The sequence below is a fragment of the Kineosporia succinea genome, assembly GCF_030811555.1.
Classification (GTDB): Bacteria; Actinomycetota; Actinomycetes; order Actinomycetales; family Kineosporiaceae; genus Kineosporia; species Kineosporia succinea.
This window is the reverse complement of the sequence record NZ_JAUSQZ010000001.1, coordinates 6,214,652-6,236,077: the sequence shown is the minus strand read 5'-3', so window position 1 is coordinate 6,236,077 and position 21,426 is coordinate 6,214,652. Positions and strand designations below refer to the sequence as shown.

Below are 21,426 nucleotides of genomic sequence, written 5' to 3'. Positions count from 1 at the left end.
TGGTGGGCGGGGACGTTCTCACGTCCCCGCCCGGGAAGGTCAGCTGACCTGGATGCTGTAGACGTCGACCGTCTGGTGGTGCCACGAGCGGTAGGCGAAGTCCTTGACCCGCTCGTTCATGATCGCGACGGTCTGGGCGTTGGCCATGTTGATCGACGGGACGTCGTCGGCCACCAGGGCCTGGGCCTTCTCGTAGTCGGCGCAGCGGGTGGCCTGGTCGGACTCGGTCTGCGCGTCGTCGGTGAGCTTGTCGACCTCGGCGTTGTCGTACGCGCCCCAGTTCTGCGAGCCGATCATCTTCGAGTTGAAGTTCTGGTACATGATCGCGCTGGCGTCGGGGAAGGCCGGGAAGGCGTAGATCATGCCCAGCTGCGGGCGGGTCTCGTCCTTGGCGTTCATCTCGACGTACTGCGGGTAGGTGACGGCCTGCAGCTTCAGGTCGATGCCGACCTCGGCCAGGTTGGACTGCAGCAGGGTCGCGGCCTGCTCCATCTCCGAGGTGGCCTCCAGGTAGGTCATCGTGACGCTGGTGCCGTCGAGACCGTTGTCCGCGACCAGCTGCTTGGCCTTGTCCAGGTCGTAGGTCGGCTGGGTGACATCGGTGGTGGCGCACTGCATTCCGCTGGGCAGCGGGCCGGTCACCTTCTTGCCGGCGCCGAGCAGGATCTGGTCGATGTGCTCCTGGTAGTTGTAGGAGGAGGCGATCGCCTCGCGCAGGGCCTTGTTCTTGGTGGTGGCGTCGTTCATGTTGAAGAAGGTGTAGAGCACGACGTTCGTGTCGGACTTGTCGGTGGTGAACCCGGCCTGGCCGTCGAACGAGGCCCAGTCGGTGGGCGCGATGTCCATGGCCACGTCGACGTCACCGGACTCCAGCGCCGACTTCTGCGTCGAGGCGTCCGAGATGTACTGGAACTGGACCGACTTGGCCTGCCCGGTGAAGCCCTGCCAGTAGTCGGCGTACTGCTCGTAGTCGGCGCTCTGGTTCGAGCTGTACTGGGTCAGCTGGTAGGGGCCCGAGCCGGCGTCGTTGGTGGCCAGCCAGGACTGGCCCTGGTCGTCACCGGCGTTCTTCTCGACCAGCGCCGAGTTCACCACGTACACGCGGGTCAGCGCGGCCGGGAACACCGCGTCGGGCGTGCTGAGCGTGATCGTCAGCTCGGTGTCGGAGGTCGCCTCGGAGGAGTCGTACGCGGTCAGGAACGAGGCCACGCCGATGTTCAGGGTCTTGATCCGGTCGAGCGTGTACTTCACGTCGGTGGCCGTCAGCTTGGCGCCGTCGTGGAAGGTCACGTCGTCGCGCAGGGTCAGGGTGACGGTCAGGCCGTCGTCGGAGACCTTCCAGTCCGAGGCCAGCACGCCGGCCAGGTTCCCGTCGTCGCCGTAGGTGAGAAGGCTGTCGTAGGCCGGGATCACGACCTCGTCGACGGTGGAGTTGTCGGCCTGGACCGGGTCGAACGAGGCGGGCGGCTCGTTCTCGGCGATGACCAGCGCCTGGTCACGGGCCGAGCCGCCGCTCGCGGAGGACGAGCCGCCGGAACAGGCGGCCAGCATCGCGGCGGCGCCGAAGAAGGCACCGACACTGAGGAAGGTACGGGAACGCATGGGGACCTGCTTCCTGCTTCGAGAGGAGGTTCACGGTGCGAGGTGCTGGAGTGCGAGGTGCTGGTGCGGTTTCGAGGTGCGGTTCGAGGTGCGGGCAGCACCTCGAACCGGGAGGGACGGGCAGGAGCCGTCAGTCCGCTTCGCTGCGGGCCTGGCGTTCAGGGGTGGGCTGCCAGGTGCCGTCGGGGGCGACCACGACGCCGTACGCGTCCCGGGCCGCCTTCATCGACACGTAGCCGTCGAGCACGTCCTCGACGACGGCCAGCGGGTCGCGGTCGAGCGGGTCACCGTGGCCGCCGCCACCGGCGGTGCGGTTGACGAACCGTTCGCCGGCCTCCATCGAGGCCCGGTACATGCCGACGCGCTGGTGCTTGTCGGTGCCCGGCCACAGCACCATCTCGCTGGGCTCGGGCTCGTGGCCGCCGTCCAGGGCCCAGGGCCGGGTCTTGGTCTTCTTCTTCATCGACAGCACCTCGCCCGGCGCGGTGTAGCGCACCTGGCGCAGCACGCCGACGCCACCGCGGAAACGGCCGGGGCCGGCCGAGTCCGGGATCAGCTCGAGGCGCTCGTGCAGCAGCGGCGCCTTGTGCTCGAGCACCTCGACCGGGGTGTTGCGCACGGTGGTCTGCGAGGGATGCTGCTGGGCGTCGCCGCCGTCGTGGTCGCGGGTCGCGCCCCAGCCGATGCCCTCGTTGTTCGAGACCACGAAGTCCTTGCCGGTGCGCGGGTCGTGGCCCACCGCCATGAAGCCGGGCTCGTCACCGCCGGAGGAGGCCGGGATCTCGGGCATCGCCTGGGCCAGGGCCTTGTGCATCAGCTCGGTGGCGACGATGGCGCTCCACTGGGTGAAGGTCGCCGCCGGGTACTGCGCGTGAAACACCGACCCGGGCTCGGCGATGATCTCGACCGGCGCGAAGTGCCCGGCGTTGGTCGGTTCCCAGGGCGTGGTCAGCGCCTTGAACGACGCCTTGACGATGCCCTCGGTGGATCCGATGGGCAGGTTGACCGGGCCGAGCACCTGCGGTGACGAGCCGGTGTAGTCGACGACGATGCGCTCGCCGTCGATGGTCACCCGCACGGTGATCTCGATCAGGTCGTCGGTGATGTTGTCGTCGTCGATGTAGTCGGTGGCGGTCCAGGTGCCGTCGGGCAGGGCCGCCACCGCGCGGCGGGCGACCTGCTCGCCGTGCTCGATGACCTGGCGCATGGCCTGCTCGACGGTCTCGATGCCGAACTTGCCCCAGATCTGGTGCAGGTTGCGCTCGCCGACCCGCAGCGCGGCCAGCTGGGCGTGGAAGTCGCCCAGGGTCAGGTCGGGCAGGCGGGAGTTGAAGCGGATCAGCTCGGTGATGTCACGCACGACCTCGCCCCGGTGCACGATCCGGGTGCCCGGGAAGATCAGGCCCTCCTGGTGCATGTCGGTCGAGTCGAGCACGTAGCCGGGCGATTTCGCGCCCAGGTCCATCCAGTGCGCCCGCACCGCGAGGAACGCGGCCGGCTCGGCGCGCCCGTCCGCGAAGACCGGGCAGAACAGCATCGCGTCGTAGGAGTGGGCGCCGTTCCAGTACGGGTAGTTCAGCAGGTAGACGTCGCCGGGCTCCATCGTCGGGATCCCGATGTAGTCGCTGGCCATCACCAGCGCCCGGTCGTTCGCGCCGAGGAAGTGCGTGATGCCGCTGGCCTCGGCCATCAGCTGCTGGGCGCCGTCGTAGATCGAGATGCCGAAGTCCAGGACGTCGTAGATCACCGGGTTGAACGCGCTGCGCACCAGGGTGCGGCGCATCTGCTCGGCGGCCGAGACCACGTAGTTGCGGATGACCTCGACGGTCGCGCCGTCGAGCCTGTTATCGGCTTGGGAACTCATTCCCCGGCTCCGTTCGACGTGATGAGAAGGTGACCGTGGGCGTCCACCCGTAGGGTCTGGTCGGAGAAGAAGACGGTCGTGGAGGTGCCCTCCTCGACGATCGCGGGGCCCTGGACGACCTGCCCGGCCCCGAAACCCGCCCGCTCGTACACCGGGAAGTCGGCCCAGTCACGGGCCGCCATGTCGAAAGCCCTTCGTGAACCGGCGGCTTCGGGACTCCCGGGCTTCCCGGGGAGCGTGACCAGGCCCGGCTTGGGTTCCTCGCCGACCGCCTTCAGGCGCACCGAGAAGATCTGCCCGGCCACGTCCATCGCGTGCCCGTGGCGGGCCTGGTGCAGCTCACCGAAGCGGGCGAGCACGTCGGCGGCGGTGTCGCCCTCGCGCAGCTCGACCGGCAGGGAGTGCTCCTGGCCGAGGTAGCGCACGTCGACCGTGCGCACCAGGCGCCGGTTCTCGTCCGGGACGTGCTGGGCGTCGAGGGCCTCGACCGCCCGGGCCTGCAGCTCGGCGAAGGTCGGGGCCAGGTCCGCCAGCGAGGAGTCGCTCAGCGGGACCATGGTGGTGGCCGCGAACTCGTACTCCAGGTCGGACATCAGCATGCCGAAGGCCGAGAACGCGGCCGGGACGGCCGGTACCAGGGTGGTACCGAGGTCCATCTCGCGGGCCAGCATCGGCGCGATCAGCGGGCCGGCGCCGCCGAAGGCCATCAGGGTGAACTCGCGCGGGTCGAGGCCGCGCTCGATGGTGATCTCGCGCATCGCGCCGACGGTACGGGCGACCAGGATCTCGAGAATGCTGGCGGCGGCCGCGGTCTCGTCCAGCCCGAGCGGGCCCGCGACCTTCTGCGCGATCGCGGCGCGGGCGGCGTCGGCGCTGACGGTCATGGCGCCGCCCAGGAACGCTCCCGGGTCGAGCCAGCCGAGGGCGAACGCGGCGTCGGTGACGGTGGGCTCGGTGCCGCCCTTGCCGTAGGCGACCGGGCCGGGCACGGCGCCGGCCGAGCGCGGGCCGACCTTGAGCAGACCGGCGTCCATCCAGGCGATCGAGCCGCCGCCGGCGCCGATGGTGCGGATGTCGTAGATCGGGATCAGCAGCGGCAGGCCGTCGATCTCGGCCTCGTGCACCTCGGTGGGGCTGCCGTCGACGATCACGCAGGCGTCCACGCTGGTGCCGCCGACGTCGAAGCTGAGGACGTTGTCGAGCCCGAGTTCGCGGGCCAGGAAGGTCGCGCCGACCACGCCGCCGGCCGGGCCGGACAGCACGGTGTGCAGCGGCGCCTGCTTGGCCAGGGCCGCGGTCATCGCGCCACCGCCCGAGCGCATGATGTGCAGGTGCTCGGTGAGACCCAGCCCGGCCAGGCCCTTCTCGAGCTGGTCGAGGTAGTCGTTGAGCACCGGGCGGATGTACGCGTCGAGCACGACGGTGGAGGTGCGCTCGTACTCGCGGTACTCGCGGGTGAGGTCGCTGGAGACCGAGACGGCCACGCCCGGGAACGCCTCGCGCAGCACCTGCGCGGCGCGCTGCTCGTGCGCCGGGTTGGCGTAGGAGTGCAGGAAGCACACCGCGATCGACCTCAGGCCGTGCTGCTCCACCAGGGTGCGGCCGGCCTCGAGCACGGCGGCCTCGTCGAGCGGGACCACCACGGCGCCCGAGGCGTCCAGGCGCTCCGGCACCCCGAGGCGGTGACGGCGGGGCACGAGCGGGCGGGGACGCTGGTAGACGAAGTCGTACATCCGGTCGGCGGGGATGCCGGCCCGGGCGATCTCCAGCACGTCGGAGAAGCCCTCGGTGGTGATGACACCGACCCGGGCGCCGTTGCGCTGCAGGATCGCGTTCAGCCCGAGAGTGGTTCCGTGGGCGAAGGACTCGACCTCGGACAGGTCGGCCTGCAGGGCGGCGACGCCCTGCAGCACGCCCTCGGCCGGGGCGGCCGGGGTGGTGGACACCTTGTGCACCCGGATGGCCCCGGTGGCGGTGTCGTAGGCGACAGCGTCGACGAACGTGCCGCCGATGTCGACGGCGACCTTGACGCTCACGCGTACACCGCCCTGGTCAGGTCCTGGGTGCCGGGCAGGTCCGAGCGCACCAGGCGCCCGGCCTGGATGACGGTGCCGATGGTCCGCAGCGCGGAGACGGTCACGGTGGGGTCCTCCTCGATGATCAGCAGGTCGCCCGCGAGTCCCTCGCGGACCGACCCGAACTCGTCCTCGCGTCCCAGCAGGCGGGCGGCCTCCCAGGTCCCGGCGCGCAGCGCCGCCGGCGTGGGCAGGCCGGCCTGCTCGAGCAGCTCGATCTCCCGCACCGCGCAGGAGGTTCCGTCGTTCGGCTCGCCGGGCAGGTAGTCGGTGCCGGCCACGATGCGGATGCCGTCACCGTCCAGCTCCCCGGCCGTCACGACGGCCTTCCCGAAGGCCCGCTGGATCGAGGCCAGGTGGATCGGGTGCACGCGCCGGGCCACGTCGACCTGGCCCTGGGTGAAGCCGTGGTCGAGCATCCACTGCGGGCAGCTGGTGACCGACAGGGTGGGAGTGAGATAGGCGCGGTGGGAGGCCATCTCGGTGACGGTCTGCTCGTCCAGGTCGTAGCCGTGCTCGAAGCGGGTGATGCCGACGCTCATCGCCTCGCGGATCGCCTCGCCGCCCCCGGCGTGCGCGACCACGTAGGTGCCGTGCTCGCCGGTGGCCCGCACCACGGCCTTCATCTCGTCGGTCGTCATCTGCGCGCCGTTGAACGACTCCCCGGCGTGCGCGATGCCGCCGGTGATGAAGACCTTGATGTGGTCGGCGCCGGCCTCCAGCTCCTGGCGCGCGGCCTTGAGGAACTCGTCGTGACCGTCGGCGTAGGAGCAGGCCATGCCCTTGCCGTGGCCACCGGTGATCCCGATCGCGCGGCCGGAGGCCAGGATCCGGGGCACGTCCAGGGCCCAGCGGTTGCTCACGGCGGCCCGGCGCAGCTCGATGTCGGCGCGGTTCTGCTCGTCGAGGGTGCGCACGGTGGTGACGCCGGCCCACAGGGCGTCGCGGGCCCGGCTGGCCGCGCGCAGCGCCGAGGCGGCCGAGCTCTCGTTCACGTCGGTGTCGTCGAACGGGTACACGATGGTCAGGTGGGTGTGCACGGAGACCAGACCGGGCACCAGGTACCGGCCGTCCAGGTCGACGACCGCGTCGCCCTCCTGCGGGTTCGCGGGGCCGATCCAGCTGATCCTGCCGTCGAACACGGCCACGTCGTTCGGGCTGACGGTGCTGGTGACCACGTCCACGACGTGGCCGCCGGTCAGCCACAGGGTGGCCGGGTGTCCCGGCATGCCGGGACGCGCCGGGCGGGGGTTGGTGTTGAGCATGCGGGTCAGGCCTCCGGTGTGAAACCGGCGTCGGTCAGGACGCCGGCAATCTGCTTGAGGACGATCGGGTCGGTCACCGGCAGCAGCGGCGGGCGCACCGAACCGGCGCCCGGCTGACCGAGAAGGTTCATCGCGGCCTTGAGCTGGCTGATCGGGGAGGCGAAGCGACCGGAGTAGTCCGGGGCGATCATCCCGGCGGACAGCTTCTGGTAACGGTCGGCCCAGGTGCGGGCGGTGGCGATGTCGCCCCGGAGGGCGGCCTCGAAGAAGGGGACGCCGTAGCGGGCCCCGATGCCGCCGCCGTCGATGGCGCCGTCACCGCCGAGCCCGCCGGCCATCAGGGCCAGGCCGCGCCGGTGGGTGAGGGAACCGAAGACCCGCACCCGGTCGCTGACCGCCTCGACGGTGGCGAGCATGGCGAGCCAGTCGCCGGTGGAGTCCTTGATCGCGGCCACGTTCGGCAGGTCGGCCAGGCCGGACATCAGGCCCGGCACCGCGGCCAGGTCGACGGCCACCCCGCGCGGCCAGTTGTAGACCATGAACGGCAGGTCGGTGGCCTCGCTCACCTCACGGTAGAAGGCGAGCACCTCCGCCGGGGAGGGGTGCACGTACGGCGGCACCGTGGCCAGGACACCGTCGGCGCCGGCCGCCTTCGCGTGCCGGGCCAGCTCGGCGGCCTCGGCCGCGGTGAACGCGGAGACGCCGACCACGACCGGGTAGCGGCCGGCGACCGCCTCGACGCCGACCTCGGCGACCCGGCGGCGCTCGGCCGGGCTCTGGCTGAACCACTCCCCCGTGCTGCCGTTGAGCAGCACCCCGTGCACACCGTCACCGGCGTACATCTCCAGCAGGGCGGCCAGGCCGGCCTCGTCGAGCTCGAGCCCGGCGGTGAACGGGGTGGGGGCAGCGGGCCAGTAGCCGCTCCAGGTCACGTCGTCGCGGTCCATGATCACTCTCGGTTCGAATGCGTCGTCCACACCTGTCGCTTAGTGGGAACGTTTGCACACTCTTGCATGGGCCATGAACGAGCAATCAAGCCGCGAAACTTGATGTTTACACGCCGAAACTCTTGTTAACTCGCCACTCAGGAAGCCATCCGTGGGAACGATTGCACAACGCTTCCCGGCGATGGTAGGGATGTCCCAGCACGCTCCCGCCGTCCCCGATGCCCGAATCCCTGGGGGGTCCCGCCCGATGTCCGTGACCATGCGCGAGGTCGCCGAGCACGCCGGCGTCTCGGTCTCCACCGCCTCACGCGCCCTCGGCGGCTCCGCCTCGATCTCCGAGGAGACCCGCGCCCGGGTGATGGCCGCCGCCGGCGAGCTGGGCTACCGCGTCAACCGCGCCGCCCGGTCGCTGCGCTCGCGGGAGTCCCGCCTGGTCGGCCTGGTGCTGAACAACCTGCTCAACGCGTCGTTCCACACCATCGCCCAGGTCGTGCAGCGCCGGCTGGCCTCCGAGGGCTACCAGCTCATCCTCTGCACCACCGACGCCGACGTCACCACCGAGCGCAACCTGCTGGAGACCCTCGCCGACCACGGCGTCGACGGTGTCGTCGTCATCGGCTCCGGGCAGAACTCGGCCATCACCAACCAGCTGCAGAGCTCCGGCACCGCGGTCGTCAACGTGATCCGCTCATCCCGCGACAGCGCCTCCCCCACCGTGCTGGCCGCCGACCGCGACGGCTCCTACCAGGCCACCCGCTACCTGCTCGAACTGGGCCACCGCGCCATCGGTTTCATCGGGGCCCTGGACACCGCCGACTCCGGCCGCGAGCGGCTGCGCGGCTACCGGGAGGCCCTGGCCTCCGAGGGGATCGACCTGGACGAATCCCTCGTCGAGCGAGGGCCTTTCACCCCCGAGTTCGGCAGTTCGGCCGTGGATCGGCTACTCTCGCAGGACCGCCGCATCACCGCGCTGCTGTCGGCCAACCACGAGGCCTCCTTCGGCGTGCTGCCGGCCCTGGTGGCCCGCGGCGTGAGCATTCCCCACGACCTGTCCCTGGTCTGCTACGAAGACATGCCGGTGCTGCAGATGTGGCAGCCGCCGGTCACGGTCGTCGACAACGGCGCCCAGGCGATGGCCGATCTGGCCGTCAACCTGCTGATGGACCAGTTGCGCCGACGCGACCCGGCCCACCGTGACACCCGCACCTACCGGGTCGGGGCCGAGCTGCTGCTGCGGTCCTCGTGCGCACCCCCCAGAGCCTGAAACCCCCACGGAGGTACCGTTGCCCGCGCTCATCCTCATCGACCGTCCCGCGATCGGTATGCCCGGCGATGGTCCCGCCTTCCGCGTGCTGCCGGTCGGCACCCCGGTCATCACCGCCACCGACCTCGGGATCACCCGCGGTGACGGCATCTTCGAGACCGTGGCCATCCACGACGGCTACGTGCACGCCGCCGAGGCGCACCTGCAGCGTTTCGCCCGCTCGGCGCGCATGCTCGACCTGCCCGAGCCCGACCTCGACGCCTACCGCGACGCCGTGCAGGCCGGTATCCGTGAACTCGGGCCGGTGAAGGACGCTTTCGCCAAGTACGTGCTCACCCGCGGCGAGGAGTACAGCGGCGTCCCCGGGGCGCGCGGCTTCGTGCACCTCGACGTCAACCCGGCCTGGAGCCGTGAGCGCACCACCGGTATCTCGGTGGTGACGCTCTCGCGGGGGTACGCCCGCGACATCGCCGAGACCGCCCCCTGGTTGCTGCAGGGCGCGAAAACCCTCTCCTACGCGGTCAACCGGTCGGTGCTGCGCGAGGCCGTGCGCCGTGGGGCCGACGACGTGCTGTTCACGACCACCGACGGGTTCCTGCTCGAGGGGCCCACGTCGTCCGTCGTTCTGCGTCTGGACGGCATTTTCGTGACCACGCCGCCGGAGAGCGGGATCCTGCCCGGCACCGCACAGATGGACATGCTCGACCTGCTGGCGGCCGAGGGTTTCACCACCCGGATCCGCGACGTGACCCTCGACGAGCTGGCCGCGGCCGACGCCCTGTGGATGACGAACTCGCAGCGCCTGGCCACGCCGGTGCACACCCTCGACGGCAAGGACGTGACGGTCGACCGGGAGCTGACCGACCGCCTCAACGACCAGCTGCTGCGGCGCACCGTATGAGGATCACCGTCGACGGCACCCCGCACGAGGTGGAGGCGGGGATCTCGGTCACGGCCGCCCTGCGCACCCTCGACGTGAAAGCAGTACGCCGGCATCTCGTGACCTCCGAGCCGCGCGGCCCGTGGTGCGGGATGGGCACCTGCTTCGAGTGCCTGGTCGAGATCGACGGGCAGCCCGGCACCCGCGCCTGCCTGACCGCCGTGCGCGACGGGCTCGACGTGAGGACCACCCCGTGACCACCTACGACGTCGCCGTGGTCGGGGGCGGGCCGGCCGGGATGGAGGCCGCGCTCGCGACCGCCCGGGCGGGCCTCTCGGTCGTCCTGATCGACGAGCACCACGAGCTGGGTGGGCAGTACTTCCATCCCCGGGCCGCGTCGGTCCGGGCGCGGCTGGGTGAACACCGGCCGGAGGGAAGAGTTCTGGCCGGGCAGGTGGTGGCCGCCGGCGTCGAGGTACTGACGGGCACCACGGTGTGGGCGGCCGAGAGCTCGACGCTGTGGGTGCGTTCGGACCCGGCGGGGGTGCACGCCGTGCGCGCCGAGCGGGTCGTGGTGGCCACGGGGGCGACCGAGCGTTCGCTGCCGTTCCCGGGTTGGCAGCACCCGAGCGTGGTCTCGGGTGGTTTCGCGCAGCACCTGGCTTCGTCCGACGGGGTGGCCGTGGGGGCGCGGGTCGTGGTCGCCGGGTCGGGGCCGTTCCTGCTGCCGGTGGCGGCGGCGATCACGCGGGCCGGTGGGCGCGTGGTCGCCCTGGTCGAGGCGGGGCACCCGTACGGGGTGGGCGCGGCGCAGATCCGCTCGCTGCGTCACCCGGGCAAGCTCGTGCAGTTCGCGCGGGAGCTGTGGCCGTTGCTGCGCTCGGGCACGCGCCTGGTCCAGGGGTCGGTGGTGCGGGGTGTCCAGACCTCGGGGTCCGAGCTGCAGAGCGTCGAGATCTCGGCCCTGGACGGGAATTCATCGCCCTTCCGGGTGGCGGCCGACACGCTGGTCGTGGGGTACGGGTTCCGCGCGCAGGTCGATCTGCTGCGCCTGGCCGGGGCGCGGTGCGTGGTCGACGAGCACGACAACGACCTGACGGTGGACGTCGACGCGTACGGACGCACGTCGGTTCCGGGATGGTACGCGGCCGGTGAGACCACCGGCATCGCGGGCAGTCTCGCGGCACGGGCCGAAGGGGCCCTGGTGGCCGCGGCGGTGGTGGCGGACGCGTCCGGGCGGGCGCTGTCCGCGCCGCCCGCGGCGGTGCGCCGGGCGCGGCGTGAGCACGCGTTCGCCGCGCTGAGCCGCTCGCTGTACCCGGGGGCGGGTGAACTGGCCCGCAAGCTGATGGATTCGGCGCCGGACGAGACACAGCTGTGCCGGTGCGAGGGCACCACGGTCGGGCAGGTCCGGGCGGCCGACGCCGGGTCGTCGGCGGACGTCAGTGCCGCCAAGACGCTGACCCGGGCCGGGATGGGCCCGTGCCAGGGTCGCTACTGCGCGCCCGCGCTGTGTGCGCTGCGGGGCACGACACCGGAGTCGCTGGCCTCACGGGTGCCGTTGCGGCCCGTGCCGGTCGCCGATCTGGTGGCCTCGCCGCTGCTCTCGTCCGGCGAGCTCACCGACACCGTTCAGGAGGCATGATGGGCACAGCGGACGTGGTGGTCGTGGGGGCCGGTGTGCTGGGTGCCGCCGCCGCCTTCCGGCTGGCCGGAAGAGGGCTCAGCGTCGAGGTTCTGGAGCGGGGCGCCCCGAACCGGGAGGGGTCGGGCACCACCGCCGGCAACCTGCACATCCAGGCCATCCACACGCGTCGTCCCGGGCAGGCCGTGCCGGTCGACAGCCGGCGTTTCCTGCCGTTGCAGAAGGCGGCCAGCGACCGGTGGAGCAAGGTCGAGGCCGAGCTCGACGAGGATCTCGAGGTGCGGCGCCCGGGTGGCTTCATGGTCGCCGAGAGCGACGACGACCTGGAACAGCTGACGACGAAGGCGGCCTGGGAGCGCGAGATCGGGATCCGCACCGAGATTCTCGACGGTGACGCGGCCCGCGCCGAGCTGCCGGTGCTGGGCCCGACGGTGCGGGCGGCCACCTGGTGCCCGGACGACGGGTACGCGAATCCGCTGCTGGCCGGGCCGGCCTGGCTGCGGGCCGGGGAGCGCCGCGGCGTGCGGCTGCGCCCGGGGACCCCGGTCACGGGCTTGCACCGGGCCGGTGACGGGTGGGTGGTCTCGACGCCGTCGGGTGAGACGTCCTGCCGCTGGGTGGTCAACACGGCCGGTCCCTGGATCCAGCCCTTGACCGCCATGGCCGGGGTCTCGCTGCGGATGCGGCCGGTGGCCATCCAGATGCACGTGACCGTCCGCGTCCCCCCGCTCCTGCCGTGCCTGGTGCAGCACATCGGGCGAGGGCTGAGCGTGAAGCAGGTGACGGCGGGCAACGTGCTGGTCGGCGGTGGATGGCCGGCCGGGTCGCTCGACCTGGACGCCCGCAGTCACGCGTCCCTGCCCTCGATGGCGGGCAACCTGGCCGAGGCGGTGCGGATTCTGCCCGCGCTGGGCCGGCTCTCGCTGTTGCGGATGTGGGCCGGGCCGCTGGCCGCCACGCCCGACGAGATGCCGGTGATCGGGGCCGTGCCCGGCGCCGACGGGCTGCTCGTGGCGGGCGGCACGTACGCCTTCACGTTCGCGCCGTTGTGGGCGGACACGCTGGCCGCACTGGTGCTCGGGGAGCCGACCCCGGTCGACGTGGCCGACCTGGGGCCGGACCGGCTCATCGCCGCCTCCTGAAAGACGGCTTTCAGCTGGTTGTTTCGGCCCGTGACCTGAGCAGCACCGCTCCGCGGTAACCCTCCGGGCCGTACGCCGCCATCCGGTCGAACTCCTCGCCCCGCACCGGCAGCAGGTGTCCGTCGACCCAGCTCTCGCCGCGGGCCGGGTCGACGGAGGGGTCGTCGATGACGACGGCCCCGCCGGCCGTGCCGCAGCAGCGCACCCAGTGCGGTACCGCGAACGACCGCATGAGTTCCAGCGAGATGAGCATCAGCGCCTCGGTGCCGGCGCGCGCGGCCTCGATCAACTCGGTCACGCTCAGGCGCTCGGGCGAGACGGGCACCCCGAGCCCGGCCGCCTCGGTGCGTGAGGCGACCTGAAGGGCCGCGCGCCAGTCCTGCTCGGCCTGTTCCAGGTGTTCGAGCACCACCGGCCGGTCGATGTCCAGGGCGATCGTGACGTCGAGGTCCGGGTGACGGCGGGCCAGCGCGACTCCGAGCCCGACCGGCTCACAGGCCGGGTGGTTGGTGGCCTCCTCCCAGAAGGCCATCTCCCGGGCGGCATTCAGCCCCGGCGTGAGGGTCAGGACCCCGACGGCGGTGAGGGCGCTGACCGCACCGCAGGAGTAGTGGGTGGTCTGCGCGTAGTAGGGCGCCGGGCGCACGGTGACGTCGGGCACCAGCCAGCGCACCGCACCCGTCGAGGGGACGTCGGTGCCCGGCCCGGAGGGCAGCGGCGGGGTGAGCGGGGTGAACCCCGCGACCGGGGTGGGCGGTGTGCCCTGCCATTTCAGCTGCACCAGGCCGTCGGCGCGGGCCTTCGCGGCGAGCGCCTCGACCAGGGCGGCGATCGCCGGGGCGGAGCCGGCGGCGTCGACGATCTTGAGGTAGGCGGTGTGCGGGCGGGCACTGACCAGGAGGGCCGCGTCGTGCCCGAGGACCAGGTGCGCAGGGCCGGCCGTGCTCCATCGGTCGCGGACGTGCGGCGGGAGCAGCGTCTGGGTCCCGGCGGGGATCGCGGCGGGGATCGCGGTGGGGTCGAACGGCAGGATCTGGGCGGTCAACGAGGGCTCCGGGGTCGGGGACGCTGCTGCCGACCCTATGCGGTCGGGGCCGGGTCACCGCGGCCGGCCGCCGGGTCAGTCGTCGAGCAGAGTGCGCAGCGTGCGCCGTAACCCGGCCACCCCGTCGGCGCCGACGCCGGCCAGGAAGGCCTTCTCGGCCCGGCCGTAGGCCTTCTGCGCGGCCTCGAACGTCGTCAGCCCCTCGGCCGTCAGCTCGACCACGTTGCGCCGCCGGTCGGCCGGGTCGGGACGGCGTGCGACGACGCCCTTGCGCTCGAGCGCGTCCAGCAGCGCCACCATGGTGGTGCGGTCGATGCCCAGCGTGCGCGCGACCTGCAGTTGCGAGGCGGGCTCGCGGTGGGCCAGTACGCGCAGGGCCCCGAAGTCCTTGCTGTCGATGCCGAACGGCTCCAGCGCCGTGTCCGTGGCGGCCGTGAGCTTCGCCGTGGCGTGCTTGAGCAGATAGGCGAGGACGTCGCGGGGGTCGGCTTCGGTGGACACGACCTCAGCATACGCTTACGCTGATCGTCAGTGATCCTGACGATCAGGATTCCTAACGAAAGGTGTGTTCATGATCCTCGTGACCGGCGGACTCGGCTTCATCGGCTCCCACACCGTCCGCGCCCTGACCGACGCCGGCCAGGAGTGCGTGCTCCTGCAGCGCCGCTCCCCCGAGCTGCCCGACCACCTGGCCGGCCTGCCCGTGCACGTCGTGCAGGCCGACGCGGCCGACCTCGACGCGCTCCTGGCCGTCGGCGAGAAGCACCCGATCACCGGCATCGTGCACCTGGCCGTCTCGGTTCCCTGGGCGGCGACCGACGACGACCCGGTCGGCTCGTTCGGCCGGTCGCTGGAGGGGTTCCTCAACATCGTGCGCGCCGCGCGGGCCTGGGGTGTGCGCCGTGTGGTGACGGCCAGCACCATCGGCGTGTACGCCGGTGTCCCGGCCGAGGGAGCGCTCAGCGAGGACCAGCCGCTGCCGATGGCTTTCACCCACGCCATCCCGACGTTCAAGAAGATCACCGAGCTGGCCGCGGGCCATCTCTCGAGCGTGACCGACGTCGAGATCGTCAGCGCCCGCATCTCGGGCACCTGGGGTCCGGGCGGGCACCTGCCGGATCCGTTCTTCCCCGCGCCGTCACTGATCGAGGCGGCCGCCCGGCACCGTGAGCCCGACCTGAGCGGGCAGCTGGCCCCGGCTCACGCCGAGGACGCCCTCGACCTGATGTACGTCAAGGACACCGGCCGCGCCCTGGCGCTGCTGCAGCTGGCCGGGACCCTGCGGCACGGCACCTACAACGTCGCCTCGGGCCGGGCGACGAGCACCGCCGACGTGATCGCCGCGATCGCCTCGGTCGAGCCCGGTTTCGCGGTCGAGCTGCCCTCGGCGGGGGCGAAGCCGGTCAGCTGGCTGGACATCACCCGGCTGCGCGAGGACACGGGGTTCGAGCCGGAGTACGACACCGCGGCCGCGGCGGCGGACTACATCGCCTGGCTGCGGGCCGGCCACGAGCGGTAGGCACCCCGTCGTGAGGGCTCCGGACGGAGGACGGATCAGGAATGAAGAAGCGCCGCTCCTGCCCGCCCTCCTACCGTGATCGCAGGGGACGCGCCCGGCGTCCCGATCGACAGCGGGCACCGGTGACCGCGGGCACGGACGGAGCCAGGGACATGAAGACGATGACGTGCCGCCAGCTGGGCGGGCCCTGCGACCAGCCCCACGTGGGCAAGGACGCCAACGTGGTGATCAACGCGCAGGACGCCCACCTGAAGGAGGCCGTGGCCGCCGGCGACGTGGCCCACGAGCCGGCCCTGAAGGAGATGCAGGGCCGGTGGAGGCGCCCCGTCGCCGGCCTGGGCTGGTACCGCCAGGCCAAGCGCGACTTCGCCGCCCTGCCGGAGAACTGACCCGGCCCCCGGGCCTTCCGGCCTTCGGGCGTCACACCCTGACGAGGACGGCGACGGCCCGGAAGGCGACGGTCACGAGGCGAGGGCGCCGAGCGCGGCCCGCTGGGGGACGATGACCCGGCGGGCGATGCGCCACCCGTCGTCACCGCGGCGCAGGACGTCGTGGTGCACGACGCTCTGCACCGTGCCGTCGGGCATCAGCAGCAGGCCCTTGGAGTCCACCTCGGCCTGAGCCCCGTCCTCGCGAACGACGACCACGTTGGTGACGTGGTGCGCGACGGGACCGTTCGCCCCCATCCTCAGCGCCCCCTGCCGCACGGCCTCGGTGCCGGTGATCACCGGCATGCCGGCGCCGACGGCGCTCATGTCGTAGACCACGTCGGACGCGAAAACCGCGCTCAGCCGGTCGAGATCGCCGCTGTCGACGACGTGCCCGGCCAGGGCCAGGGTCTCGGTGATCGCCCATCGGTCGTCCGTGTTCATGGGAATGCCCCTTCCAGAGGTTCGCCGGTCGGTCCGACCCGAGAAATGGTACGCAGTTCCAAACGGAACGCAAGCCCCTCCGGAACGCGTTCCCGTACACTCGGGGCCATGACCTCGGGCCGGCTCGTCGAACGCAAGCAGCAGCAGGCCCGTCAGCGCATCGTGCGGGCAGCTGCCGAGCTGTTCGCGGCGCACGGCTTCGACGGCGTCTCGGTGTCCGACATCGCCGAGCGCGCGGAGGTCGGCCGCACCACCTTCTTCCGCCACTTCGGCGACAAGCAGGAGGTCGTCTTCGCGCACGAGCGCGAGCTGCTCGGCAGCCTCGACGCCGACGCCGTCCGGGCCACGCCCGGCGGCACCCGCACCGCGGCCGATGCCCTGCTGGCCCTTCAGCCGTTCGTGGTGCGGCTGGGCACCCTCGTCGCGTCCGATCCGGACGAGTACCGCAGTCACACCCGCCTGGTCGCGGGCAGTCCGGAGCTCCAGGCCCGCAGCGCGGCCAAGGCACAGCTCATCGCCCAGCGGCTGACCGCCCTGCTCGTCGAGAAGGGCTGGGAGAGTGACGTGGCCACGTTCGCCGGGCACGTCGCCATCGCCTGCTTCGCGACGGCCCGGGACATCTGCGGCGACGCCCCCGAGGCACTGGCCGAGGCGACCCGCACCGCTTTCGACCGGGCACTCGCCCTGGGAACGTCCTCCGCGCAGTAGGTTTCGTCCGCCTCGCGCCTTCGTGACCGGCGTCAGCGGTCACGAAGGCGATCGGGAACGAGTCAGATCTCTTCGACCAGCTGACGTTTCCGGGTCTCGAACTCGTCGTCGCCGATCGTGCCGGCCCGGTGGGCCGCCCGCAGATCGGCGAGCGCCGCGATCGGGTCGGCCGGGGCGACCTCGGGCACCGGTGCGGTGACGTTGGCGGCGAAGGTCTCGGCCTGGGTGCCCAGGATCTGGTCGACCACCAGGTTGCCGGAACGGGTCTTGAGGGTGAGGGTGCCCATGCCGCGGTGGGTGCGGCCGGCCGCCCGGATGACGTCGGCCCGCTCGATGATCAGGGCCGGGTCGATGCCCTCGACCTTGACGAGGATGCGCCGGGTGGTCAGCACGGCCACGCCGGTGCCGCCCTCGACGACCTGCTGAACGGTCTCGTCGTCGTCGAGCAGCGCGGCCAGGGCGCTCAGTTCGTGCTCGACCGGGCGACCGAACGCGGCCCGGTCGACCGCGTCGGCCAGGTCGTCGCGCCCCTGGGGCCCGCGAAGCTGGTCCCCTTCGGGAGCGCGCCGCCACGAGGGGAAGAAGCTGCCGTCCATCCTCGTAGTCTGACAGGCTCCCGTTTCAGAGGTCGGCCAGGTCGATGCGGACCAGCACCGCACCGTCCGCGTCGCGGACGGTCAGGGTCGAGGGGTCGGTCCCGGTGCCGGTCTCGTTCAGCCGGATCCCGGTGAGCACGAACGTGTCCCCCACGACGCGGGCGCTCAGCAGGCCCGTCCGGGGACGGGTGACCTCGACGAGGGCCGCACCGGCGGGCAGGCCGGCCCCGGCGAGGGCCACCGTGTCGCTGGACTCGCCGCCGGAGTCGGGCCGGAAGTCGTAGAAGATCTCCCGGGTGGCGCCGAGATCCCTGGTGGCGGCCAGTTCCGGCTCGGTGGTGGTCGTGGGGTCGTCCTTGGACACGACCTGCACCGAGCCGGTGCCCGCGGCGTCGGTACGGCAGATCGCCAGCATCCCGCCGTAGCTCCACAGCTGCAGCTGCTCACCGTCGATGTCGCCGGTGGCGCCGCGTTCCCAGCGTCCCGGGTCGGCCACCGGCAGGTCGGTGCCTCCCGTGCAGGCGGCCAGGTCGTTCGTCCCCTCTTCGGGGTGTGTGCCCGTGTGGCTCAGGATGCCCGAGGACGGGCTTTGCGTCTCGAGCGTGCCGTCGACCTTCACCGCGAACGACGTGCTGCCCGCGGGAACCGAGTTGGGACGCAGGAACACGCCGTTGCTGATCACGGCCGCGTCCGACTGATCGGGGGTGGAGCCCGCCGACAGGAGCACCTGCGAGACGTCGGTGGAGACCACGCCGGCCACGGTGCCCAGAGGGGAGACGAGGTCGATGGTGGCGTCGCCGGCGCTCCGCTCGGCGGGGACGGGCCGGGAGAGGGTGACCGTGTCGGTCGTCAGCTCGCAGAAGATCCGCTCGTCGCCGTCGGCGAAGGCCACGGCCGTGACGCCCCGCGCGGAGGTGGTCAGCAGGGGTTCCCAGCCCGGGCCGGCCGAGCACCGCTCGACCGCCTCGGCGGGGGCCCAGTTCGCGACCGCGTCGTAGCGTTCCGCGGCGCTCCAGAAGTGGTTGCCCCGGCGCGTGTCCTCCTGCGTCCAGCCGCCCTGCGCGGCCAGGTCGGGGTCGCCCGGTCCGCCGGCGGCGGCCGCGACCGAGCCGCCGGCGCTGCGCCACTGCTGGCCGCCCAGCATCGCCAGCACGGCGACCCCGGCGACCGCGGTCGCGCTGAGCACCGTGACCAGGTGGGTGCGGGCCGGTGTGGGCCGGGCCGGAGCGGGCCGGGCCGGAGCGGGCCGGGCCGAGACCCGGCCGTGCAAGCGGCGTCGCACGTCGTGCGGCATCGGCCGGTCCGCCGCGAGCGCGACCTCGTCCAGCGCGTCCTTCATGTCATTCCTCATGGTTCAGGCCTCGTCGTTCGCGGCGGTCAGGGTGTGCAGGCGGGCCCGGGCGCGTGAGAGCCGCGAGCGCACGGAGGCCTCGGTGATGCCGAGCAGTTCGGCGACGTCCGCGGTGGCCATCCGGCCCAGGGCGCAGTACTCGACGGCCTCGCGTTCGGCGCGGGGCAGGCGGCGCACGGCGTGCAGGACCTGCTCCAGCCGGGCTTTCGCGGCCGCCTGCTCGCTGAGCTCCTCGGCGTGGTCGCGCTGGGCCGGGTGCGAGGCGATCCGGGGCAGCGCGCGCAGGTAGCGCGCCAGCCGGCGTCGCTCGTTGCGCACCAGCGTGTTCGTCACCTTCAGCAGCCACGGCAGCGCGCTGCCGTTGACGATGCGCACCGCGCCCCGGCGCCGCCACAGCACCAGGTACACCGCTCCGGCCACGTCCTCGGCCTCGGCCCAGGAGGCGGTCAGCCGGTAGGCGTAGTTCCAGACGATCTGCGCATACCGTTCGAAGAGCTCGGTGAACGCGTCCTGGTCCCCCGCCCGGATCGAGGCCAGCAACTGGGCGTCGGTCGCCGGACCGACGCCGAGTTGTTCGTCGACAATCACCACTGCATCCTTTCCTGCCCACTGCCGTCGGAGTGGTCGTTGGAGTGGTCGCCGTAGTGGTCGCCGGGCCGGAAACGCTGCATCAGAACGGAAGATGTGACCGGGGACACCCGGGCGCCGCGGTCGTGCCGGTCTCCCGACCGACGCGACCACGGCGTCCTCAGGCACTTTTCCTGTGGCTCACACGTCTCAGAAGGTGACCGTCTTGCCGCCCAGGGTGGTGACGAGCTTGCCGTCGGTGGCGAACGACCAGGCCAGCGCGCCGCTGTAGGAGGAGCAGCGGGAACCGTTGCTCCCCGACCAGAACTGGTTGGTGCTGTCGGCGGTGCCGGAGATCTTGTCGCTGGTCGCGGTGCCGGTGAAGCGGCACGAGGTGTTGGACGTGAAGGTGTGCGTGCCCTCGTCGAACGCGAAGTTCCGCTCGGCGTTGCTGACGGCGAGGTTGTTCGCGATCGTCATCGCGCCCGGGTTGCTGTTGTAGGTGAAGCCGTGGTGGCCGTTGCCGTAGGCGATGCTGCGCCGCACGACGTGGTTGACCTTGATGTCGGAGCCACCGAGCTTGAAGCCGTTGCGGTCGCCCTCGGCGTTCACGGTGCCGTCGGTGAGGGTGCCGTTGGTGTAGGACAGCGAGTCCTCGATCGTCACCGGGGAGATCGCGCCGGTGTCGGCCTTGGCGAAGAGGTCCCAGCCGTCGTCGATGTTGTGGTGCGAGACGTCGTAGCGGAACACGTTGCCCGCGCCCACGGTGAGCTTGGCGGCGAAACCGTCGGCGTCCTCACCGTCGGGGTCGGCGTTGTCGTGCGACTCCGAGCTGATCACCAGGTTGCCCGCCGGCCAGTCCGCCTTCGCGGTCGCCGAGGAGACCCTCGAGATCTGCAGGCCGCTGTCGTGATTGAAGGCGGTCACGATCCGCTCGACGGTGTTGTGGCTCCCGCCGATCGCGATGCCGTTGTCCCCGGCGTGCTGGACCGTGAAACCGGTCAGGTGCCAGTAGTCGCCGTTCAGGGCCAGGCCGCGGTTCGAGTCCGCGACCGCCTGCGCGGAGAAGTCGAGCACCGGGCTCTCCCCCGGGTACGCGGCGATGGTCTTGGGCGCGCTCGCGGTGCCGTCGTTGCCCTCGGCGATGGTCTGGGTGGCCGAGAGCGCGTAGGTGCCGCCGCGCAGGTAGATCGTGCCGCCGGCGGCGACCTTGGTGATCGCGGTGGCCAGGGTGGTGGGGGCCGCCTGGGTGCCGGCGGCGGTGGCGCTGCCGGTGGGTGAGACGTAGAGGGCACCGCTGACGGGGGTGCCGGTGGTCGGGGTGACGGCGGGGGTCGTGGTGGCCGGGGTCGTGGCGGCGGGGGTCGTCGTCGCCGGATTCGAGGACGCGGGGGTCGTGGGAGCGCTGGTCGTGCCGGTGGTCACGGTGATGTCGTCGAAGCTGGCGGTGGCGTTCGCCGTCTGCAGGCCGATCCGGCCGGCGGAGGCGAGCGCGTTGCCGGCCGAGCCGATGCTGACCCCGTTGATGCTGCCGCTGATCGTGGAGCCGGAGACCGTGAGGCTGAGCGTGTACCAGGTGCCGGTCGTGACGGTGCTCGTGGAGGTGGCCAGCACGGTCACGGCGCCGCTGTTGACGGCCTGCAGCTGGGCGTGGCCGGAGACCAGGGCCAGGCGGTAGAAGGTGGTGGAGCTCTGGGCCCGGGCCAGGAGACCGGCGAAACCGCCTGTGCCCAGGGAGAGTGCCTTGACCCGGCCGGAGACGGTGTAGTCGGTCCAGGAGGTGTCGCCGGCGAACTCGCGGGCGTTCTCACTGGTGGCGCTGGTCTGGCTGAGCACCTTGGAGCCGTCGCTGACGACCGACCAGGTGCCGCCCGACTTCGACCAGGCGCTGGTGCTGCCGGACTCGAAGTCGGCGGTGAACGTACTGGTCTGCGCCGCGTGGGCCCCGACGACGGTGACGCCGGCCCCGATCAGGGTGACCAGGCCGGCAGCGCCGGCGATCTGCCGGCGGCGGGCGAGGCGGAGTTTCGTCATTCGATTTCCCCGGTGGTGGTGAGGTGGTGGGCTGGGAGGACGCGTCCTGG

The 21,426-nt window shown here is 72.1% G+C and carries 20 protein-coding genes; 8 read left to right on the top strand and 12 right to left on the bottom strand.

Features of this window, described 5'->3' with window-relative positions:
• Positions 1-39: 39 nt before the first annotated feature.
• From J2S57_RS27535 to J2S57_RS27515, 5 genes are all read right to left on the bottom strand, one after another.
• Complete coding sequence (locus J2S57_RS27535; RefSeq protein ID WP_307248254.1) at positions 40-1,602, bottom strand: ABC transporter substrate-binding protein; 1,563 nt, start codon at positions 1,600-1,602, stop codon at positions 40-42.
• A 130-nt stretch (positions 1,603-1,732) separates the two neighbouring features.
• Positions 1,733-3,466: a hydantoinase B/oxoprolinase family protein gene (locus tag J2S57_RS27530; RefSeq protein ID WP_307248251.1), complete on the bottom strand. Its 1,734-nt coding sequence runs from the start codon at positions 3,464-3,466 to the stop codon at positions 1,733-1,735.
• Positions 3,463-5,502 carry a hydantoinase/oxoprolinase family protein gene (locus tag J2S57_RS27525; protein ID WP_307248249.1) on the bottom strand — a complete coding sequence of 680 codons (2,040 nt, stop codon included), beginning with the start codon at positions 5,500-5,502 and terminating at the stop codon, positions 3,463-3,465. Before J2S57_RS27525 ends, J2S57_RS27530 begins: the two co-directional genes overlap by 4 nt.
• The gene (locus J2S57_RS27520) at positions 5,499-6,806 is read right to left on the bottom strand and encodes an amidohydrolase family protein (protein WP_307248247.1); all 1,308 of its coding nucleotides are present in this window, start codon (positions 6,804-6,806) and stop codon (positions 5,499-5,501) included. Before J2S57_RS27520 ends, J2S57_RS27525 begins: the two co-directional genes overlap by 4 nt.
• Positions 6,807-6,811: 5 nt before the next feature.
• The gene (locus J2S57_RS27515) at positions 6,812-7,753 is read right to left on the bottom strand and encodes a dihydrodipicolinate synthase family protein (protein WP_307248245.1); all 942 of its coding nucleotides are present in this window, start codon (positions 7,751-7,753) and stop codon (positions 6,812-6,814) included.
• Between the two features lie 247 nt (positions 7,754-8,000).
• On the opposite strand from J2S57_RS27515, the gene J2S57_RS27510 reads away from it, so the two are divergent.
• The 5 genes from J2S57_RS27510 to J2S57_RS27490 are packed head-to-tail and all read left to right on the top strand — an operon-like array spanning position 8,001 to position 12,684.
• Entirely contained in the window at positions 8,001-9,017 is a 1,017-nt protein-coding gene (locus tag J2S57_RS27510) for a LacI family DNA-binding transcriptional regulator (RefSeq protein WP_307248242.1), read from the top strand.
• A gap of 19 nt (positions 9,018-9,036) precedes the next feature.
• The gene (locus tag J2S57_RS27505) at positions 9,037-9,918 is read left to right on the top strand and encodes an aminodeoxychorismate lyase (protein ID WP_307248240.1); all 882 of its coding nucleotides are present in this window, start codon (positions 9,037-9,039) and stop codon (positions 9,916-9,918) included.
• Positions 9,915-10,154, top strand: coding sequence for a (2Fe-2S)-binding protein (locus tag J2S57_RS27500; protein ID WP_307248238.1), 240 nt, complete (start codon positions 9,915-9,917; stop codon positions 10,152-10,154). Before J2S57_RS27505 ends, J2S57_RS27500 begins: the two co-directional genes overlap by 4 nt.
• On the top strand, positions 10,151-11,542 hold the full coding sequence (locus tag J2S57_RS27495) for an NAD(P)/FAD-dependent oxidoreductase (RefSeq protein WP_307248236.1): 1,392 nt from the start codon (positions 10,151-10,153) through the stop codon (positions 11,540-11,542). Before J2S57_RS27500 ends, J2S57_RS27495 begins: the two co-directional genes overlap by 4 nt.
• Positions 11,539-12,684 (top strand): NAD(P)/FAD-dependent oxidoreductase, encoded by a 1,146-nt coding sequence (locus J2S57_RS27490; protein WP_307248233.1) that lies wholly within the window; start codon positions 11,539-11,541, stop codon positions 12,682-12,684. The genes J2S57_RS27495 and J2S57_RS27490 overlap by 4 nt, the downstream gene beginning before the upstream one ends.
• A 10-nt stretch (positions 12,685-12,694) precedes the next feature.
• Here J2S57_RS27490 and J2S57_RS27485 read toward each other — a convergent pair whose 3' ends face one another.
• Positions 12,695-13,729, bottom strand: coding sequence for a peptidase C39 family protein (locus J2S57_RS27485; RefSeq protein WP_307248231.1), 1,035 nt, complete (start codon positions 13,727-13,729; stop codon positions 12,695-12,697).
• A 75-nt stretch (positions 13,730-13,804) separates the two neighbouring features.
• Positions 13,805-14,230, bottom strand: a complete 426-nt coding sequence (locus J2S57_RS27480; protein WP_307248228.1) for a MarR family winged helix-turn-helix transcriptional regulator — start codon at positions 14,228-14,230, stop codon at positions 13,805-13,807.
• Positions 14,231-14,300: 70 nt separating this feature from the next.
• On the opposite strand from J2S57_RS27480, the gene J2S57_RS27475 reads away from it, so the two are divergent.
• Together J2S57_RS27475 and J2S57_RS27470 are read left to right on the top strand one after the other, a co-directional pair.
• Entirely contained in the window at positions 14,301-15,248 is a 948-nt protein-coding gene (locus J2S57_RS27475) for an NAD-dependent epimerase/dehydratase family protein (protein ID WP_307248225.1), read from the top strand.
• A gap of 152 nt (positions 15,249-15,400) precedes the next feature.
• Entirely contained in the window at positions 15,401-15,637 is a 237-nt protein-coding gene (locus J2S57_RS27470) for a hypothetical protein (protein ID WP_307248223.1), read from the top strand.
• A 72-nt stretch (positions 15,638-15,709) separates the two neighbouring features.
• Here J2S57_RS27470 and J2S57_RS27465 read toward each other — a convergent pair whose 3' ends face one another.
• The gene (locus J2S57_RS27465; protein WP_307248221.1) at positions 15,710-16,120 is read right to left on the bottom strand and encodes a nuclear transport factor 2 family protein; all 411 of its coding nucleotides are present in this window, start codon (positions 16,118-16,120) and stop codon (positions 15,710-15,712) included.
• 108 nt (positions 16,121-16,228) lie between these two features.
• Here J2S57_RS27465 and J2S57_RS27460 point away from each other — a divergent pair, with 108 nt between their 5' ends.
• Positions 16,229-16,828, top strand: a complete 600-nt coding sequence (locus tag J2S57_RS27460) for a TetR/AcrR family transcriptional regulator (RefSeq protein ID WP_307248219.1) — start codon at positions 16,229-16,231, stop codon at positions 16,826-16,828.
• Between the two features lie 62 nt (positions 16,829-16,890).
• Here J2S57_RS27460 and J2S57_RS27455 read toward each other — a convergent pair whose 3' ends face one another.
• From J2S57_RS27455 to J2S57_RS27440, 4 genes are all read right to left on the bottom strand, one after another.
• Entirely contained in the window at positions 16,891-17,424 is a 534-nt protein-coding gene (locus J2S57_RS27455) for an SHOCT domain-containing protein (protein ID WP_307248218.1), read from the bottom strand.
• 25 nt (positions 17,425-17,449) lie between these two features.
• Complete coding sequence (locus tag J2S57_RS27450) at positions 17,450-18,763, bottom strand: hypothetical protein (RefSeq protein WP_307248216.1); 1,314 nt, start codon at positions 18,761-18,763, stop codon at positions 17,450-17,452.
• Between the two features lie 15 nt (positions 18,764-18,778).
• The gene (locus J2S57_RS27445; RefSeq protein ID WP_307248214.1) at positions 18,779-19,363 is read right to left on the bottom strand and encodes an RNA polymerase sigma factor; all 585 of its coding nucleotides are present in this window, start codon (positions 19,361-19,363) and stop codon (positions 18,779-18,781) included.
• Between the two features lie 189 nt (positions 19,364-19,552).
• On the bottom strand, positions 19,553-21,376 hold the full coding sequence (locus J2S57_RS27440) for a right-handed parallel beta-helix repeat-containing protein (RefSeq protein WP_307248212.1): 1,824 nt from the start codon (positions 21,374-21,376) through the stop codon (positions 19,553-19,555).
• Positions 21,377-21,426 lie beyond the last annotated feature (50 nt).

Bases quoted from the DNA above. Each gene is read 5' to 3' on its own strand.
- J2S57_RS27470 (WP_307248223.1), top strand. From the start codon at position 15,401: ATGAAGACGATGACGTGCCGCCAGCTGGGCGGGCCCTGCGACCAGCCC.
- J2S57_RS27475 (WP_307248225.1), top strand. From the start codon at position 14,301: ATGATCCTCGTGACCGGCGGACTCGGCTTCATCGGCTCCCACACCGTC.
- J2S57_RS27490 (WP_307248233.1), top strand. From the start codon at position 11,539: ATGATGGGCACAGCGGACGTGGTGGTCGTGGGGGCCGGTGTGCTGGGT.
- J2S57_RS27520 (WP_307248247.1), bottom strand. From the start codon at position 6,806: ATGCTCAACACCAACCCCCGCCCGGCGCGTCCCGGCATGCCGGGACAC.
- J2S57_RS27450 (WP_307248216.1), bottom strand. From the start codon at position 18,763: ATGAAGGACGCGCTGGACGAGGTCGCGCTCGCGGCGGACCGGCCGATG.
- J2S57_RS27515 (WP_307248245.1), bottom strand. From the start codon at position 7,753: ATGGACCGCGACGACGTGACCTGGAGCGGCTACTGGCCCGCTGCCCCC.
- J2S57_RS27500 (WP_307248238.1), top strand. From the start codon at position 9,915: ATGAGGATCACCGTCGACGGCACCCCGCACGAGGTGGAGGCGGGGATC.
- J2S57_RS27440 (WP_307248212.1), bottom strand. From the start codon at position 21,376: ATGACGAAACTCCGCCTCGCCCGCCGCCGGCAGATCGCCGGCGCTGCC.
- J2S57_RS27535 (WP_307248254.1), bottom strand. From the start codon at position 1,602: ATGCGTTCCCGTACCTTCCTCAGTGTCGGTGCCTTCTTCGGCGCCGCC.
- J2S57_RS27460 (WP_307248219.1), top strand. From the start codon at position 16,229: ATGACCTCGGGCCGGCTCGTCGAACGCAAGCAGCAGCAGGCCCGTCAG.
- J2S57_RS27530 (WP_307248251.1), bottom strand. From the start codon at position 3,466: ATGAGTTCCCAAGCCGATAACAGGCTCGACGGCGCGACCGTCGAGGTC.
- J2S57_RS27455 (WP_307248218.1), bottom strand. From the start codon at position 17,424: ATGGACGGCAGCTTCTTCCCCTCGTGGCGGCGCGCTCCCGAAGGGGAC.
- J2S57_RS27510 (WP_307248242.1), top strand. From the start codon at position 8,001: ATGTCCGTGACCATGCGCGAGGTCGCCGAGCACGCCGGCGTCTCGGTC.
- J2S57_RS27465 (WP_307248221.1), bottom strand. From the start codon at position 16,120: ATGAACACGGACGACCGATGGGCGATCACCGAGACCCTGGCCCTGGCC.